Origin of the sequence: Mesorhizobium sp. ESP-6-2, from assembly GCF_020164675.1 — a bacterium.
Classification (GTDB): domain Bacteria; phylum Pseudomonadota; class Alphaproteobacteria; order Rhizobiales; family Rhizobiaceae; genus Mesorhizobium.
The window spans coordinates 496,865-512,719 of sequence record NZ_JAIUGT010000002.1 but is presented as its reverse complement, the minus strand read 5'-3'; the positions used below and the strand labels follow the sequence as shown (position 1 = coordinate 512,719).

Sequence of the window (15,855 nt, the reverse complement as noted above, 5' to 3'; positions counted from 1 at the left end):
CCCTCAGGCCAAGCCATTGAAGCAATTCCGGGAAAGTCTGTAACGGTTTTCCGTCTGGAATTGCGCAAAAACAAAACTATACCCGGGCGGATGCGACCGCGCCGAAATGCACATCGCCGGCGGCGATCGTCAGAACCGAGCCCTCATCGTCGCGGATCACGAAACGGCAGTCCTCGTCAATGGTCTCGAACACCCCGCGCACCACATTACCGTCAATTCTGACAGCAACCTCGCCGCCAAGCCCCGCCGCGCGTGCCAGCCAGCGCCGCCTGACGGCGTCAAGTCCGCGCCCCTCATCCCACAGGCGGGCATTCTCGCTCCAGGCATCCGACAGCGCCAGGAACAGCGTTTCGGCGTCGCATGCCGCACCCAATGCGTGAAGCGACGTCGCGGGATAAGGCAAATCCTCAGGGTATGCCACAACATTGACGCCAATGCCGACCGCCACAGCGAAACGGCCGCCGTCCAGCATGGCCGATTCCAGCAGGATACCGGCGAGCTTGGCGCCGGAGGCGAGCACGTCGTTCGGCCATTTCAGCTCGAAACGGTTCTTGCCTTCATTGCCGCCGTCGAGGCCGATGGCGATCCGGCCCGCCGGCACCACGGCATCGAGCGCATCGGCCAGCGCCAGGCCGGCGACGAAACCGAGCGTCGCGGCGAGGCGAAGCTCGCCCCCGGTGAGGACGAGCAGAGTCGCCGCCAGATTGCCTTCGGGTGTCGTCCAGACGCGGCCGCGCCGCCCGCGCCCGCTTTCCTGTTTCTTGGAAACGACCCATAATCTGCCGGGGTCGCCCGCCCGGGCATGATCCAGCGCCAGCGCATTGGTGGAGCCGACACTGTCATGCGCCTCCAGCCGGAACCCTTCCGACGCCGAGGTTGGAGCCAGCCGAAATGCCATCCCGTCAGAAGAATGTCTTGGCGGCGGCTTCGGCATAGGTGCCGATCGGCCCGCCGATCAGCACATAGAACAGCACGAAAGCGCCGGAGACACCGAGTACGAGGCGCAATTCACTGGCCATCGGCACGAAGCCGCCGACCGGTTCGTCGAACCACATGATCTTGATGATGCGCAGGTAATAATAGGCCCCCACTACCGAGGCCAGCACGCCGATGATCGCCAGCGCGTAGAGGTTGGCATTGATGGCGGCGAGGAAGACGTACCACTTCCCCCAGAAGCCGGCGAGCGGCGGGATGCCGGCCAGCGAGAACATCAGGATGGTCAGGATCGTGGCCATGATCGGGTTGGTCGAGGACAGGCCTGCCAGGTCGCTGATCTGCTCGACATTGCCTTCCTTGCGCCGCATGGCGAGGATGAAGGCGAAGGTGCCGAGCGTCATCACCAGATAGATCAGCATATAGATGGCGACGCCGCGCACGCCGGCTTGGCTGTTGGCGGCAAGGCCAACCAGAGCGTAGCCCATATGGCCAATCGAGGAATAGGCCATCAGGCGCTTGATGTTGGTCTGGCCGATCGCCGCGAAAGAGCCGAGCGCCATCGACGCGATCGAGATGAAGACGATGATCTGCTGCCAGTCGGAAGCGATCGGCTTGAACGCGCCCATGGTGACGCGCACGATCAGCGCCATAGCCGCCATCTTGGGTGCCGCCGCCAGGAAGGCGGTCACCGGTGTCGGCGCGCCCTCATAGACGTCGGGTGTCCACATGTGGAACGGCACCGCCGAGATCTTGAAGGCGAGGCCGGCCAGCACGAAGACCAGGCCGAAGACGAGGCCAAGCTGGCGCTCACCGCCGCCCAGTGCCGTCGCGATCTCCTGGAAGCCGGTGTTGCCGGTATAGCCATAGACCAAGCTGATGCCATAGAGCAGCATGCCCGACGACAGCGCGCCGAGGACGAAGTATTTCAGGCCCGCCTCGGTCGAGCGCAGGTTCTCGCGGTTGATCGCGCACAAGACATAGATCGCCAGCGACTGCAGCTCGAGGCCGAGATAGAGCCCGATCATGCCGTTGGCCGAGATCATCAGCATCATGCCGAGCGTGCACAAAAGGATCAGCACCGGATATTCGAACTTGTCGAACCGCTCCGCCTTGGCAAAGCGCATCGACATGATCAGCGTCACCGCCGAGCCCACCAGCGCCAGCAGCTTCATGAAGCGGGCGAAGGAATCCTGGATGAAGGCATTGCCGTAGGCGCTGCCCTGCCCGGTGGAGACGATCAGCCAGGCGCCCGATATCACCAGCACGGCGACGGCAAGGCCGGTCACGGTGTTGGCGGTGTTGGCGCGCGAGTAGGCCCCGACCATCAGCAGCGCGAGCGCGCCGATGGCAAGGATCAGCTCGGGCGTCGAGAGCGACAGGCTGGAGAGAAGGTCCGGCGTCATGGTTCGCAAAACCCCTGGGTCAGTTCGCCGCCGCGGTCTGCGCGGCGCCGATGGATGCGGTGACATTGGTGACGAGCGACTTGACCGACTGGGCCGTCGCGTCGAAGACGGGAGCGGGATAGACGCCGAAGAAGATGACCAGCACGACCAGCGGATAGATGATCGCCTTCTCGCGTGTCGAGAGGTCGAGCAGGCCCTTGAGGCTGTCCTTGGTCAGCGCGCCGAAGATCACCCGGCGGTAGAGCCAAAGCGCGTAGGCCGCCGACAGGATAACGCCTGTGGCGGCGAAGAACGCCACCCAGGTATTGACCCGGAACACGCCCAGCATGGTCAGGAACTCGCCGACGAAGCCTGACGTGCCCGGCAGGCCGACATTGGCCATGGTGAAGATCAGGAACACGGTGGCGTATTTCGGCATGTTGTTGACCAGGCCGCCATAGGCGGCGATCTCACGCGTGTGCATGCGGTCATAGATGACGCCGACGCACAGGAACAGCGCGCCCGAGACCAGGCCGTGGCTGAGCATCTGGAAGATCGCGCCCTGCACGCCTTCCTGGTTCATGGCGAAGATGCCCATGGTCACGAAGCCCATATGGGCGACCGACGAATAGGCGATCAGCTTCTTCATGTCCTCCTGCATCAGCGCCACCAGGGAGGTGTAGATGATGGCGACGACCGAAAGCGCGAAGACCAGCGGCGCGAACATCTCGGATGCCAGCGGGAACATCGGCAAGGAGAACCGCAGGAAGCCGTATCCGCCCATCTTCAGCAGAATGGCGGCCAGGATCACCGAACCGGCCGTCGGCGCCTCGACATGGGCATCCGGCAGCCAGGTGTGCACCGGCCACATCGGCATCTTCACCGCGAAGGAGGCGAAGAAGGCGAGCCACAGCCATGTCTGCATGTTGGCGGGGAAATTATGCGTCAACAGCGTCGGGATATCGGTCGTGCCGGACTGGTAGAACATCGCCATGATGGCGAGCAGCATCAGCACCGAGCCGGCGAGCGTGTAGAGGAAGAACTTGAAGGAGGCATAGACGCGCCGCTTGCCGCCCCAGACGCCGATGATGATGAACATCGGGATCAGGCCGGCTTCGAAGAAGACGTAGAACAGCACGATGTCGAGCGCGCAGAACACGCCGATCATCAGCGTTTCGAGCAGCAGGAAGGCGATCATGTAGGCCTTGACGCGCTTCTCGATCGCTTCCCACGACGCCAGGATGCAGAGCGGCATCAGGAATGTCGTCAGGATGACGAACAACATCGAAATGCCGTCGACGCCCATATGGTAGGAGATGCCGGAATCGAGCCAGGCGACCTTCTCGACGAACTGGAAGCCGGCTTGCGAATTGTCGAAGCCGGTCCAGATGAACAGCGAGACGATGAATGTGAACGTCGTCGTCAGCAGCGCGATGGCGCGGATGTTGCGGCGTGCGTTTTCGCTGTCGTCGTTGATGAACAGGATGAGCAGCACACCAACCAGCGGCAGGAAGGTGACCAGCGACAGAATTGGCCAGGCGGTCATCAGAGCATCATCCAGGTGACGAATGCGGCAACGCCGATCAGCATGGCGAAGGCATAGTGATAAAGATAGCCGGTCTGCAACTTGACGACGCGGTTGGTGACATCGACGACGCGTGCCGAAATGCCGTCAGGCCCGAGACCGTCGATGACAGTGCCGTCGCCGGTCTTCCACAGGAAGGAACCGAGGCGTTTGGCCGGCCGCACGAACAGGAAGTCATAGAGCTCGTCGAAATACCATTTGTTGAGCAGGAAGGCATAAAGCCCGCGATGCTGGGCGGCCAGGTTGACCGGCACTTCCGGCGAGCGGATGTAGAACTTCCACGCCAGCGCCAGGCCGATCAGCATGGCGATGAACGGCGACAGTTCCACCCACAGCGGCAGTTCGTGGATGTCGTGCAGGATGTGATTGTCCGGCAGCGTGAACAGCGACGCCTTCCAGAATTCGGCATAGCCCTCGCCGATGAAGGCGCCGTGGAAGATGATGCCGGCAAACAGCGCGCCCGCCGCCAGGACGAACAGCGGCACCAGCATCACCGGCGGCGATTCATGGACATGGTGCATCACCTCATGGCTCGCCCGCGGCCTGCCGTGGAAGGTCATGAAGATCAGCCGCCAGGAATAGAAGGAGGTGAAGCCGGCGGCGATCACCAGCAGCACGAAGGCGAGGCCCGCCACGGAATTATGCCCGGCAAAGGCCGTCTCGATGATGGCATCCTTGGAGAAGAATCCGGCGGTGCCGATGACGGTGACCGGAATGCCGACGCCGGTCAGCGCCAGGGTGCCGATTACCATCATCCAGTAGGTCGTCGGGATCAGCGTCCTCAGGCCGCCCATCTTGCGCATGTCCTGCTCGTCGGAAACCGCATGGATGACCGAGCCCGAGCCGAGGAACAGCAGCGCCTTGAAGAAGGCATGCGTGAACAGGTGGAAGATCGCCGCGCCATAGGCCCCGACGCCGAGCGCCACGAACATGTAGCCAAGTTGCGAGCAGGTCGAATAGGCGATGACGCGCTTGATGTCGTTCTGGACGAGGCCGACGGTCGCCGCGAAGAAGGCGGTGAAGGCGCCGATGAAGGTCACCACCGTCAGCGCCGAATGCGACAGCTCGAACAGCGGCGACAGCCGCGCCAGCATGAACACGCCGGCCGTCACCATGGTGGCGGCATGGATGAGCGCCGAGACCGGCGTCGGCCCTTCCATGGCATCCGGCAGCCAGGTGTGCAGCGGCACCTGCGCCGACTTGCCCATGGCACCCATGAACAGCAGCAGGCAGACGACCGTCATCGCCGCCTGCTTGTCCAACGCATAGCCGAGGAAGGTCAGCACTGCCGCACCTTGCGGGGCGCCTTCAGCCGGGATGAACGTCGCCGCATTGGCGAAGATGGTGCCGAGATTGACCGAGCCGAACAGCACGAACACGCCGAAGATGCCGAGCGCGAAGCCGAAATCGCCGACGCGGTTGACGACGAAGGCCTTGATGGCCGCGGCGTTGGCCGAGGGCTTCTTGTACCAGAAACCGATCAGCAGGTAGGACGCCAGGCCCACCCCTTCCCAACCGAAGAACATCTGCACGAGGTTGTCGGCCGTCACCAGCATCAGCATGGCGAAGGTGAACAGCGACAGATAGGCGAAGAAACGCGGCCGGTTCGGATCGTGGTGCATGTAGCCGATCGAGTAGATATGGACCAGCGCCGACACGGTGTTGACCACCACCAGCATGACCACCGTCAGCGTATCGATCCTGAGCGCCCAGGACGCCTCCAACCCGCCGGACTGGATCCAGCGCAGCACCGGCACGGTGAACACCTCGCCATGGCCGAAGCCGACGGTGAAGAAAGCAACCCACGACAGCACCGCCGCGATCACCAGGAAACCGGAGGTGATGTATTCGGACGCCTTGGCGCCGAGCGACGTGCCGAACAGGCCGACGATCAGGAAGCCGAGCAGCGGAAGGAAGACGATGGCCTGGTACATGGTGGTTCCGTCAACCCTTCATCATGTTCACGTCTTCGACCGCGATCGAGCCGCGGTTGCGGAAGAAGACGACGAGAATGGCAAGTCCGATGGCGGCCTCCGCCGCCGCGACCGTCAGCACGAACAGCGCGAACACCTGGCCTACGAGGTCGCCGAGAGCCGCCGAAAAGGCGACGAAATTGATGTTGACCGCGAGCAGGATCAATTCGACCGACATCAGGATGACGATCACGTTCTTACGGTTCAGGAAGATGCCGAACACGCCGAGCGTGAACAGGATCGCCGATACGGTCAGATAATGTGCGATGCCGACGACCATCTCAGACTCCTTCGCCCGACTTGACCTTGCGGATTTCCATGCCCGTCGCCGCCGTGCGGGCGACCTGGGCTGCGATCGACTGCCGCTTGACCCCTTCCTTGTGGCGCAGCGTCAAAACGATGGCGCCGATCATGGCCACCAGCAGCACGAGGCCCGAGATCTGGAAGTAGTAGAGGTAGTCCGTATAGAGGATGTCGCCGAGCGCTGCCGTATTCGAGCGCGCCGCGAGATCGGGAATCGGCTTCGATACCGTCGAGGCGAGCTGCGGGGCGAATGTATAGCCACCGAGCACCACGATCAGTTCCGCCGCCAGGATCAGCCCGACCAGCGCGCCTATCGGCGCATATTGCAGGGCGCCTTCCTTCATCTCGGCGAAGTCGACGTCGAGCATCATGACGACGAACAGGAACAGCACCATGACAGCGCCGACATAGACGACGAGCAGGATCATCGCCAGGAACTCGGCGCCCGTCAGCATGAACAGGCCGGCGGCGTTGAAGAAGGTCAGGATCAGGAACAGCACCGAATGCACGGGGTTGCGCGACGAAATGACCATGAACGCCGACGCCACGGCGACAAAGGCGAAGAGGTAGAAAAAGGCCGCCTCTAGTCCACTCAGCATTGGGGTTCCCCCGGGTTCCTGTCCAAACAGGACGTTCGTCCTGTTTGTTGTCTGTGGCTTCGTTCCGCCTCCGGTGCGAAGCCGCGTTGTCCTAGCCCATGTTTCAACCGGGTTGAAAGACCCGGCGCAAAGAAACATGGGCAACTCTGAAGTTCTGAGGGATGACTTTGCCTGAAATGCTTCGGGTCATCCCCGGACAAGGGCCCTCGCCCCCGTCCATGCGATATCAGCGGTACGGTGCGTCCAGCGAGATGTTGCGCGCCAGTTCGCGCTCCCACCGGTCGCCATTCGCCAGCAGCCTGTCCTTGTCGTAGTAGAGTTCCTCGCGCGTCTCGGTCGCGAATTCGAAATTCGGCCCCTCGACGATGGCGTCGACCGGGCAGGCTTCCTGGCAGAAGCCGCAATAGATGCACTTCACCATGTCGATGTCGTAGCGCACGGTACGGCGCGTGCCGTCATTGCGGCGCGGGCCGGCCTCGATGGTGATGGCCTGCGCCGGGCAGATCGCCTCGCACAATTTGCAGGCGATGCAGCGTTCCTCGCCATTGGGATAACGGCGCAGTGCGTGCTCGCCGCGGAAGCGCGGGCTCACCGGCCCTTTCTCGTGCGGATAATTGATCGTCTCCTTCGGCGCGAAGAACTGGCGCATCGACAAGAAGAAGGCACCGACGAAATCCTTCAACAGCAGCGATTTGGCGGCCTGGGACAGAGCGGACATCACGCAAACCCCATGATCTTGAGAAAGGCGGCGGTCAGCACCACCATGAACAGCGAGATCGGCAGGAACACCTTCCAGCCAAGCCGCATCAGCTGGTCGTAGCGGTAACGCGGCACGAACGCCTTCACCATGGAGAACATGAAGAACATCAGGCAGATCTTGAGCACGAACCAGATCACCCCCGGCACCCAGGTGAAGGGCGCGAAGTTGAACGGCGGCAGCCAGCCGCCGAGGAACAGGATGGTGGCCAGCGCGCACATCAGCACGACGGCGACATATTCGCCGAGGAAGAACAGCAGGAACGGCGTCGATGAATATTCGACCATGTGGCCGGCGACCAGTTCCGATTCGGCTTCGACCAGGTCGAAAGGCGGGCGATTCGTCTCGGCCAGGGCCGAGATGAAGAAGATGACGAACATCGGCAGCAGCGACAGCCAGTGCCAGTCGAGGAAGGTGTTGGGCAGGCCGAGCTTGGTGCCGAGCCCATCCTGCTGAGACAGCACGATGTCGGACAGGTTGAGCGAGCCGACGCAAAGCAGCACGGTGACGATGACGAAGCCGATCGAGACCTCGTAGGACACCATTTGTGCGGCCGAACGCAGCGCCCCGAGGAACGGATATTTCGAATTGGACGCCCAGCCGCCCATGATCACGCCATAGACCTCGAGCGAGGAGATGGCGAAGACATAGAGGATACCGACATTGACGTTGGCGACGGCCCAGCCCTGACTGACCGGAATGACCGCCCAGGCCGAGATCGCCAGAACCGCCGATACCAACGGCGCCAAAAGGAACACGCCCTTGTTGGCGCCGGACGGGATCACCGGCTCCTTGAAGACGAACTTCAACAGGTCGGCAAAAGCCTGCAGCGTACCCCAGGGGCCGACGACGTTCGGGCCTCGGCGAAGTTGCACCGCCGCCCAGATCTTGCGGTCGGCATAGAGCAGATAGGCGACGGCGATGAGAAGCACGACGATCAGTACGACCGACTTCAACACGATGATCAGCGCCGGCAGCACGTAAAAGGAGAAGAAGGTGTCCATGCTTATTCCGCCGCCTGCTTGAAGCCGCTCTTGGCCAGCGCAGAGCATTCCGCCATCACGGCAGAGGCCCGCGCGATCGGGTTGGTCAGGTAGAAGTCCTGGACCGGCGACGTGAACGTGCCCTTGTTCAGCCGTCCGCCGAGCTTCGCCACATTGGCGATATCCTCGGCATTGCCCGCAGCAACCTGGTCGATGCGGGCAAGATGCGGGTATTCGCCGTAGAGTTTAGCGCGCAGCTGCGGCAGCGAATCGAACGGCAACTTCTTGCCCAGTACATCCGACAATGCCCTGATGATGGCCCAATCCTCGCGCGCGTCGCCCGGCGCGAAGCCGGCGCGGTTGGTCTGCTGCACGCGCCCTTCCGTGTTGACGTAAGTGCCTGATTTCTCGGTATAGGCGGCACCCGGCAGGATGACGTTGGCGCGGTGCGCGCCGGCGTCGCCATGGGTGCCGACATAGACGACGAAAGCGCCGCCGGTCTTTGCCATGTCGATCTCGTCGGCGCCAAGCAGGAACAGCACGTCCGTCTCGCCCAGCATGCCGGCGACGTTCCTGCCGCCCTCGCTCGGCACGAAGCCAAGGTCGAGGCCGCCGACGCGCGCCGCCGCATTGTGCAGGATGGCAAAGCCGTTCCAGTCCGCCCTTGCGGCATTGACGGAGGCGGCGAGCTTCGCCGCCTGGCCGAGTACGGCCGCGCCATCGGGGCGCGCCAGCGCGCCCTGGCCGACGATGATGAGCGGATGCGTCGCCTTCTTCAGCACCTGGAAGAACTTGCCATTGCCGTCGGCCAGATCCTTGAGCGATTCCGGTCCTGCGCCCAGCAGTTCGTAGTCATAACGTGTATCCCCGACATCGCCGATGACGCCGACCGGCAGATTGCCGACCCGCCAGCGCTTGCGGATGCGGGCGTTGAGCACCGAGGCTTCGAAGCGCGGATTGGCGCCGATGATCAGCACCGCGTCCGCCTGTTCGATACCTTCGATGGTGGGGTTGAAAATGTAGCTTGCCCGGCCAAGCGACGGATCGAGCGCGGCGCCGTCCTGGCGGCAATCCATGTTCTTCGAACCGAGTGCGGTCATCAGGAGCTTCAGGGCGTAGATTTCCTCGACCGCGGCAAGATCGCCCGCTACGGCGCCGATCTTCTCGGGCGTAGTCTTCGACACGGCGTCCTTGATTGCCGCGAAGGCCTCGGCCCAGCTCGCCGGGACCAGCTTACCGTCCTTGCGCACATAGGGCCGGTCGAGGCGCTGCGTGCGCAAGCCGTCCCAGATGAAGCGGGTCTTGTCGGAGATCCATTCCTCGTTCACCGCCTCGTTGACGCGCGGCAGGATGCGCATCACCTCGCGGCCGCGGCTGTCGACGCGGATCGCCGAGCCGACGGCATCCATGACGTCGATGGATTCGGTCTTGGTCAGCTCCCACGGCCGTGCCTGGAAGGCGAAAGGCTTGGAGGTCAGCGCGCCGACGGGGCATAGGTCGATGACGTTGCCCTGCAGCTCCGAGGTCATCGCCTGCTCGAGATAGGTGGTGATCTCGGCATCCTCGCCGCGGCCGATCAGGCCGAGTTCGGAAATGCCGGCAACCTCGGTGGTGAAGCGAACGCAGCGCGTGCAGTGGATGCAGCGGTTCATCACCGTCTTGACCAGCGGGCCGATATACTTGTCTTCGACCGCGCGCTTGTTCTCGTGATAGCGCGAGGAATCAACGCCGAAGGCCATCGCCTGGTCCTGCAGGTCGCATTCGCCGCCCTGGTCGCAGATCGGGCAATCCAGCGGATGGTTGATCAGCAGGAATTCCATCACGCCTTCCCTGGCCTTCTTGACCATCGGCGTGTTGGTGAAGATTTCCGGCGCCTCGCCGTTCGGACCGGGACGCAGGTCGCGCACGCCCATGGCGCAGGACGCTTGCGGCTTGGGCGGCCCGCCCTTCACCTCGATCAGGCACATGCGGCAATTGCCGGCGATCGACAACCGCTCGTGGAAGCAGAAGCGCGGCACTTCCGCGCCCGCGTCCTCTGCCGCCTGCAGCAACGTGTAATGGTCGGGTACAGTGATTTCTTTCCCGTCGACCTTGAGCTTTGCCATTCGCCTCAAACCTCTGCGGATTTCCCGCAATCTCATTTTCCGGGCGCGACAGACGCGGCACCCGGCATTTCATTCACTTCTTCGCGGCCAGCACAGCCGCCTGGGCAATCCAGTCGTCGCGCACGATACGGCCGTTGAACGACAGGTAGTCGTCGACCCAGGCGATCTCTTCGGGCGACCAGTCGGCGATCTGGTGGAACGTCCAGATGCCGAGCCCGTTGAGCACCGTCTCCAGCTTCGGGCCGATACCCGATATCTTCTTGAGATCCGAAGGCTTCGCCGGCCTGTCGATAGCCTTGGGCTGCCTGAAATCCTCGGGCAGCAGCACATCCGGAAGCTCGTCCGCTGACCGCCCGGCCTGTGCCGCCGGCACCGTGGTGGCAGCCTCCCTGGCGGCAATGTCGGTGACTTCCTGCGCGAAGGACTGTGCCTCGGCGATCAGGGTCTTGGCCGTCGCCCGCGCTCTGGTGGACGAAAGGCTCGCATCCTCGAATTGTTCGACGCGCGCCTCGAAATCCTCGATGAGCGGCTGCATGAGGCGTTGCGACGCCTCGGCTGCGCCCGACAGCGCACCCAACCAGACGCCGAAAGCGTGGTTGGCGAGCCCAAGCCCCAGGGCCGATATCGCCGCCGCGCCCGCGACAGGGTGCGCCAGAAGGTTGACGGCGCCGGCCATCTCCTTCGGCATCATCCTGGTCAGGTCCTGGTTCATCTTCTCGATCTGGTCCAAATTGGGCATCAACGGGTGGGGTGTCGAATACGGCGCCATAGAATTCTCCTGGTCGTTTCTTCGTTCGCCCCGCCCCGTTCTTCTCGCTCCGGGCTTTCGCCCATTCAATGCTTCTCTATTCCGCCGCCACCAACACCGGCTCGGCCCGGTGCGCGTTGCGCGAAAACTCGTCGATGCGCCGCTCCACCTCGCCGCGGAAGTGCCGCATCAGGCCCTGGATCGGCCAGGCGGCTGCGTCGCCCAGCGCGCAGATCGTGTGGCCTTCGACCTGCTTGGTCACGTCGAGCAGCATGTCGATCTCGCGCTTCTGCGCCTCGCCACGCACCAGACGCTCCATCACACGCCACATCCAGCCGGTGCCTTCACGGCACGGCGTGCATTGGCCGCAGCTCTCATGCTTGTAGAAGTAGGACAGCCGCGCGATGGCTTTCACGACATCGGTCGACTTGTCCATGACGATGACGGCCGCCGTGCCGAGGCCGGATTTGAGGTCGCGCAGCGCGTCGAAATCCATCGGCGTATCGATGATCTGCTCGGCCGGCACCAGCGGCACCGAGGCGCCGCCAGGAATGACGGCGAGGAGATTGTCCCAGCCGCCACGGATGCCGCCGCAATGCGTCTCGATCAGCTCGCGGAACGGGATCGACATCGCCTCTTCGACGGTGCACGGATTGTTGACGTGGCCGGAGACGCAGAAAAGCTTGGTGCCGACATTGTTGGGCCGGCCGAAGGATGAGAACCAGGCGGCGCCCCGGCGCAGGATCGTCGGCGCCACCGCGATCGATTCGACGTTGTTGACCGTGGTCGGGCAGCCATAGAGGCCGACATTGGCAGGAAATGGTGGCTTCAGCCTGGGCTGGCCCTTCTTTCCCTCGAGGCTTTCGAGCAGCGCCGTCTCCTCGCCGCAGATATAGGCCCCGGCGCCATGGTGCATATAGACGTCGAAATCGTAGCCTGAAGTGTTGCCCTTGCCGATCAGCTTGGCCTCATAGGCCTCGTCGATGGCACGCTGCAGCGCCTCGCGCTCGCGGATGAACTCGCCGCGCACATAGATGTAGGCCGCGACCGCGCCCATGGCGAAGCCGGCGAGCAAGGCGCCTTCGACCAGCGTGTGCGGATCGTTGCGCAGTATGTCGCGGTCCTTGCAGGTACCGGGCTCGGATTCGTCGGCATTGATGACGAGATAGCTCGGCCGGCCGTCGCTCTGCTTGGGCATGAACGACCATTTCAGGCCGGTCGGGAAACCGGCGCCGCCGCGGCCGCGCAGGCCCGACGCCTTCATCTCGTTGACGATCCACTCGCGCCCCTTGGCGACGATGCCGGGCGTGTTGTCCCAGGCGCCTCGCGCCATTGCGCCGGCCAGCGACTTGTCGAAGAGGCCGTAAATGTTGGTGAAGATGCGGTCTTTGTCCTGGAGCATTGTTCGTCCCTCAGACCGGCTTCTTGCCGAAGACTCGGATATATTCGGCGACACCGCCCTTGGCGAGCGCCTTGGCCTGCTTGACCCAGTCGTCGCGCTCGATGCGGCCGCGGAAAGAGAGATAGCTGTCCACCCACTCCCGTTCGGCCCTCTTCCAAGACGCAACCTGGGCGAAGGTGAAGATGCCGAGCGAATGCAGGATGCCCTCGGTCCTCGGGCCGACGCCGGAGATCAGCTTGAGATCATCGACCAGTGCCGGCCTGGCGATGCCGGCCGGCCGGTTCTTGTCTTCCAAGGAAGGCTTGGCCGCTTTGGCGGGAACCTTGGTTTCCGGCGACTTGAACGCGGAAGCCGGCTCAGCCTTGTTCAGGGGGCCGCTGCGCGGCTTCGAAACTTTCTCGACCTCGGGCGCCGCCTTGTTGGCGTTTGTCGCCGAGTGGCGGGGGGCCGCGACGCTCGCCGCTTTTTCCGTTGCCGACGCGACCTTGGCCGGAGACGGTGTTTTCAGCGCCGGGCTGGTTTCAGCCGCATCGGTTTTCGGCTTGCTGGCATTGGACGGCGCGACGGGGGTGGCGGCCGGCGCTGGCACCGGCGCCGCGATGATCGCGTCGGGTGCCGCCTTGGCGGCCTTGGCGGCTTCGATGGCCTCCCTGTCACGGGTCGACTTGAGGATCGCCTTCTCGCTTTTCAGCGTCGTGAGGCCGGTGGCCGGCTCCGAGCCGGTGCGGCCGTTCTGCGGCCCCGGCGTCACCGAGGCGCCCTTGCCCGCATCGTAGAGATCTATGATTTCCGCCAGCCGTTCCGGCGTCAGGTCTTCGAACGTGTCCTTGAAGATCATGACCATCGGCGCGTTGACGCAGGCGCCGAGGCATTCGACCTCTTCCCACGACAGCGTCCCCTTGTCGTTGGTGTGGAACTGGTCATGGTGGATCTTGGAGCGGCACACGTCCATCAGCGCTTCCGAACCACGCAGCATGCAGGGCGTGGTGCCGCAAACCTGGATGTGCGCCCGCGTACCGACAGGATTCAGCTGGTACTGCGTGTAGAAGGTCGCGACCTCGAGCCCGCGGATGCGCGGCATGCCGAGCATGTCCGAAATCGTCTCGATCGCCGCCTTGGTGACCCAGCCTTCCTGCTCCTGCGCCAGCATCAGCAGTGGAATGATCGCAGACTGTTCCCGGCCCTTCGGGTACTTCTTGATCCATTGCTTGGCGGCGGCCGCGTTCGCCCGGTTGAAGGCGAAGGATGCTGGCTGGACGCTGGCTTCTGCGAGACGACGGACTGACATTTAGCGATCGACCTCACCAAACACGATGTCGAGGGAGCCGAGGACGGCGGTGACGTCGGCCAGCATGTGACCGCGGCACAGGAAATCCATGGCCTGGAGATGCGCGAAACCGGGGGCGCGCAGCTTGCAGCGATAAGGCTTGTTGGTACCGTCGGAGACCAGATAGACGCCGAACTCGCCCTTGGGCGCCTCGACCGCCGCATAGACCTCGCCGGCCGGCACGCGGTAACCCTCGGTGTAGAGCTTGAAATGATGGATCAGCGCTTCCATCGAGCGCTTCATCGCCTGGCGCTTCGGCGGCACGACCTTGCCGTCGAGGTTCGACACCGGCCCTGAGCTTTCCTTGCCGAGCAGGAGATCGATGCACTGGCGCATGATCTTCGCCGACTGGCGCATCTCTTCCATGCGCACGAGGTAGCGGTCGAAACAGTCGCCGTTCTTGCCGATCGGAATATCGAAATCGAGCTCCGAATAGCATTCATAGGGCTGCGATCTGCGCAGGTCCCAGGCAGCGCCCGAGCCGCGCACCATGACGCCGGAAAAGCCCCAGGCCCAGGCGTCGGCCAGCGAAACCGTGCCGATATCGACATTGCGCTGCTTGAAGATGCGATTGCCGGTCAGCAACTGATCGAGGTCGTCGATCGACTTCAGGAACGGATCGATCCACTTGCCGATGTCCTCGAGCAGCTTCTGCGGCAGGTCCTGATGGACGCCACCCGGACGGAAATAGGCGGCATGCATGCGCGAGCCCGAGGCGCGCTCGTAGAACACCATCAGCTTTTCGCGCTCGACGAAGCCCCACAGAGGCGGCGTCAGCGCGCCGACGTCCAGCGCCTGCGTCGTCACATTGAGGATGTGCGACATGATGCGGCCGATCTCGCAGTAGAGCACGCGGATCAACTGGCCGCGCTTCGGCACCTCGATGCCGAGCAGGCGCTCGGCGGCCAGTGCGAAGGCATGCTCCTGGTTCATCGGCGCGCAATAGTCGAGCCGGTCGAGATAAGGCACTGCCTGCAAGTAGGTTTTGTGCTCGATCAGCTTTTCGGTGCCGCGATGCAAGAGCCCGATATGAGGATCGACGCGATCGACGACCTCGCCGTCCAACTCCAGAACCAATCTCAAAACACCATGCGCGGCAGGGTGTTGAGGTCCGAAGTTGATGTTAAAATTGCGGACGGAAGTTTCGGCCATTACTGCTTTGCCTTCTCATCCCCTGGCAGCACGTAATCGGTGCCTTCCCATGGGGACAGAAAATCGAAATTACGGAATTCCTGCTTCAGTTCCACCGGCTCGTAGATGACGCGCTTGGCTTCGTCGTCGTAGCGCACCTCGACGAAGCCGGTCAGCGGGAAATCCTTGCGCAGCGGGTGACCGTCGAAACCGTAATCGGTGAGGATGCGCCGCAGATCGGGGTGGCCCGAAAACAGCACGCCATAGAGATCGTAGGTCTCGCGCTCGAACCAGTCGGCGCCGGGATAGACGCCGGTGATCGACGGCACCATCGTCTCCTCGTCGGCCTGCACCTTGATGCGGATACGCACGTTCTGCTTTGGCGACAAAAGGTGATAGACGACGTCGAAACGCTTGGCCCGCGACGGATAGTCGGCGCCGCAGACATCGATGACCGAGATGAACTGGCAGCGCGGATCGTCACGCAGGAAAGTCACCACTTCGATCAGATCGCGCGGTTCGACATGGATGGTGAGTTCGCCATAGGCGAACACCGCTTCATTGACGCGGCCAATCAGTTTTTCGCCGAGATAGGTCGACAGTTCGCTCAGGGATGCGGCCATG

At 63.2% G+C, this 15,855-nt stretch carries 14 protein-coding genes; all 14 read right to left on the bottom strand.

Features of this window, described 5'->3' with window-relative positions:
• Positions 1 to 76: 76 nt before the first annotated feature.
• The 14 genes from LB532_RS07680 to LB532_RS07615 all read right to left on the bottom strand — a co-directional run bounded on the left by LB532_RS07680 (position 77) and on the right by LB532_RS07615 (position 15,854).
• A complete protein-coding gene (locus LB532_RS07680) occupies positions 77 to 898 on the bottom strand; it encodes a biotin--[acetyl-CoA-carboxylase] ligase (protein ID WP_140639095.1) in 822 nt (273 codons plus the stop codon).
• 4 nt (positions 899 to 902) lie between these two features.
• Positions 903 to 2,339, bottom strand: a complete 1,437-nt coding sequence (gene nuoN, locus LB532_RS07675; RefSeq protein WP_140639096.1) for an NADH-quinone oxidoreductase subunit NuoN — start codon at positions 2,337 to 2,339, stop codon at positions 903 to 905.
• Between the two features lie 19 nt (positions 2,340 to 2,358).
• Positions 2,359 to 3,864 carry an NADH-quinone oxidoreductase subunit M gene (locus tag LB532_RS07670; protein WP_140495587.1) on the bottom strand — a complete coding sequence of 502 codons (1,506 nt, stop codon included), beginning with the start codon at positions 3,862 to 3,864 and terminating at the stop codon, positions 2,359 to 2,361.
• Complete coding sequence (gene nuoL / locus LB532_RS07665) at positions 3,864 to 5,837, bottom strand: NADH-quinone oxidoreductase subunit L (RefSeq protein ID WP_140639097.1); 1,974 nt, start codon at positions 5,835 to 5,837, stop codon at positions 3,864 to 3,866. Before nuoL ends, LB532_RS07670 begins: the two co-directional genes overlap by 1 nt.
• Positions 5,838 to 5,847: 10 nt before the next feature.
• Positions 5,848 to 6,156 (bottom strand): NADH-quinone oxidoreductase subunit NuoK, encoded by a 309-nt coding sequence (nuoK, locus tag LB532_RS07660; protein WP_019858930.1) that lies wholly within the window; start codon positions 6,154 to 6,156, stop codon positions 5,848 to 5,850.
• Between the two features lies 1 nt (position 6,157).
• Positions 6,158 to 6,778: an NADH-quinone oxidoreductase subunit J gene (locus LB532_RS07655; protein WP_140495585.1), complete on the bottom strand. Its 621-nt coding sequence runs from the start codon at positions 6,776 to 6,778 to the stop codon at positions 6,158 to 6,160.
• Positions 6,779 to 7,004: 226 nt separating this feature from the next.
• Entirely contained in the window at positions 7,005 to 7,496 is a 492-nt protein-coding gene (nuoI, locus tag LB532_RS07650) for an NADH-quinone oxidoreductase subunit NuoI (protein ID WP_140553634.1), read from the bottom strand.
• A complete protein-coding gene (gene nuoH / locus LB532_RS07645; protein ID WP_140639098.1) occupies positions 7,496 to 8,539 on the bottom strand; it encodes an NADH-quinone oxidoreductase subunit NuoH in 1,044 nt (347 codons plus the stop codon). Before nuoH ends, nuoI begins: the two co-directional genes overlap by 1 nt.
• A 2-nt stretch (positions 8,540 to 8,541) precedes the next feature.
• On the bottom strand, positions 8,542 to 10,623 hold the full coding sequence (gene nuoG / locus LB532_RS07640; protein WP_140639099.1) for an NADH-quinone oxidoreductase subunit NuoG: 2,082 nt from the start codon (positions 10,621 to 10,623) through the stop codon (positions 8,542 to 8,544).
• A gap of 73 nt (positions 10,624 to 10,696) precedes the next feature.
• The gene (locus LB532_RS07635) at positions 10,697 to 11,392 is read right to left on the bottom strand and encodes an NADH-ubiquinone dehydrogenase (RefSeq protein WP_140639100.1); all 696 of its coding nucleotides are present in this window, start codon (positions 11,390 to 11,392) and stop codon (positions 10,697 to 10,699) included.
• Positions 11,393 to 11,468: 76 nt separating this feature from the next.
• On the bottom strand, positions 11,469 to 12,773 hold the full coding sequence (gene nuoF / locus LB532_RS07630) for an NADH-quinone oxidoreductase subunit NuoF (protein WP_140521143.1): 1,305 nt from the start codon (positions 12,771 to 12,773) through the stop codon (positions 11,469 to 11,471).
• Between the two features lie 10 nt (positions 12,774 to 12,783).
• Positions 12,784 to 14,061, bottom strand: a complete 1,278-nt coding sequence (locus tag LB532_RS07625) for an NADH-quinone oxidoreductase subunit E (protein ID WP_140639101.1) — start codon at positions 14,059 to 14,061, stop codon at positions 12,784 to 12,786.
• Positions 14,062 to 15,252: an NADH-quinone oxidoreductase subunit D gene (locus LB532_RS07620; RefSeq protein WP_140639102.1), complete on the bottom strand. Its 1,191-nt coding sequence runs from the start codon at positions 15,250 to 15,252 to the stop codon at positions 14,062 to 14,064. It abuts the gene before it with no gap.
• Positions 15,252 to 15,854 (bottom strand): NADH-quinone oxidoreductase subunit C, encoded by a 603-nt coding sequence (locus tag LB532_RS07615; RefSeq protein ID WP_140495577.1) that lies wholly within the window; start codon positions 15,852 to 15,854, stop codon positions 15,252 to 15,254. Before LB532_RS07615 ends, LB532_RS07620 begins: the two co-directional genes overlap by 1 nt.
• Position 15,855 lies beyond the last annotated feature (1 nt).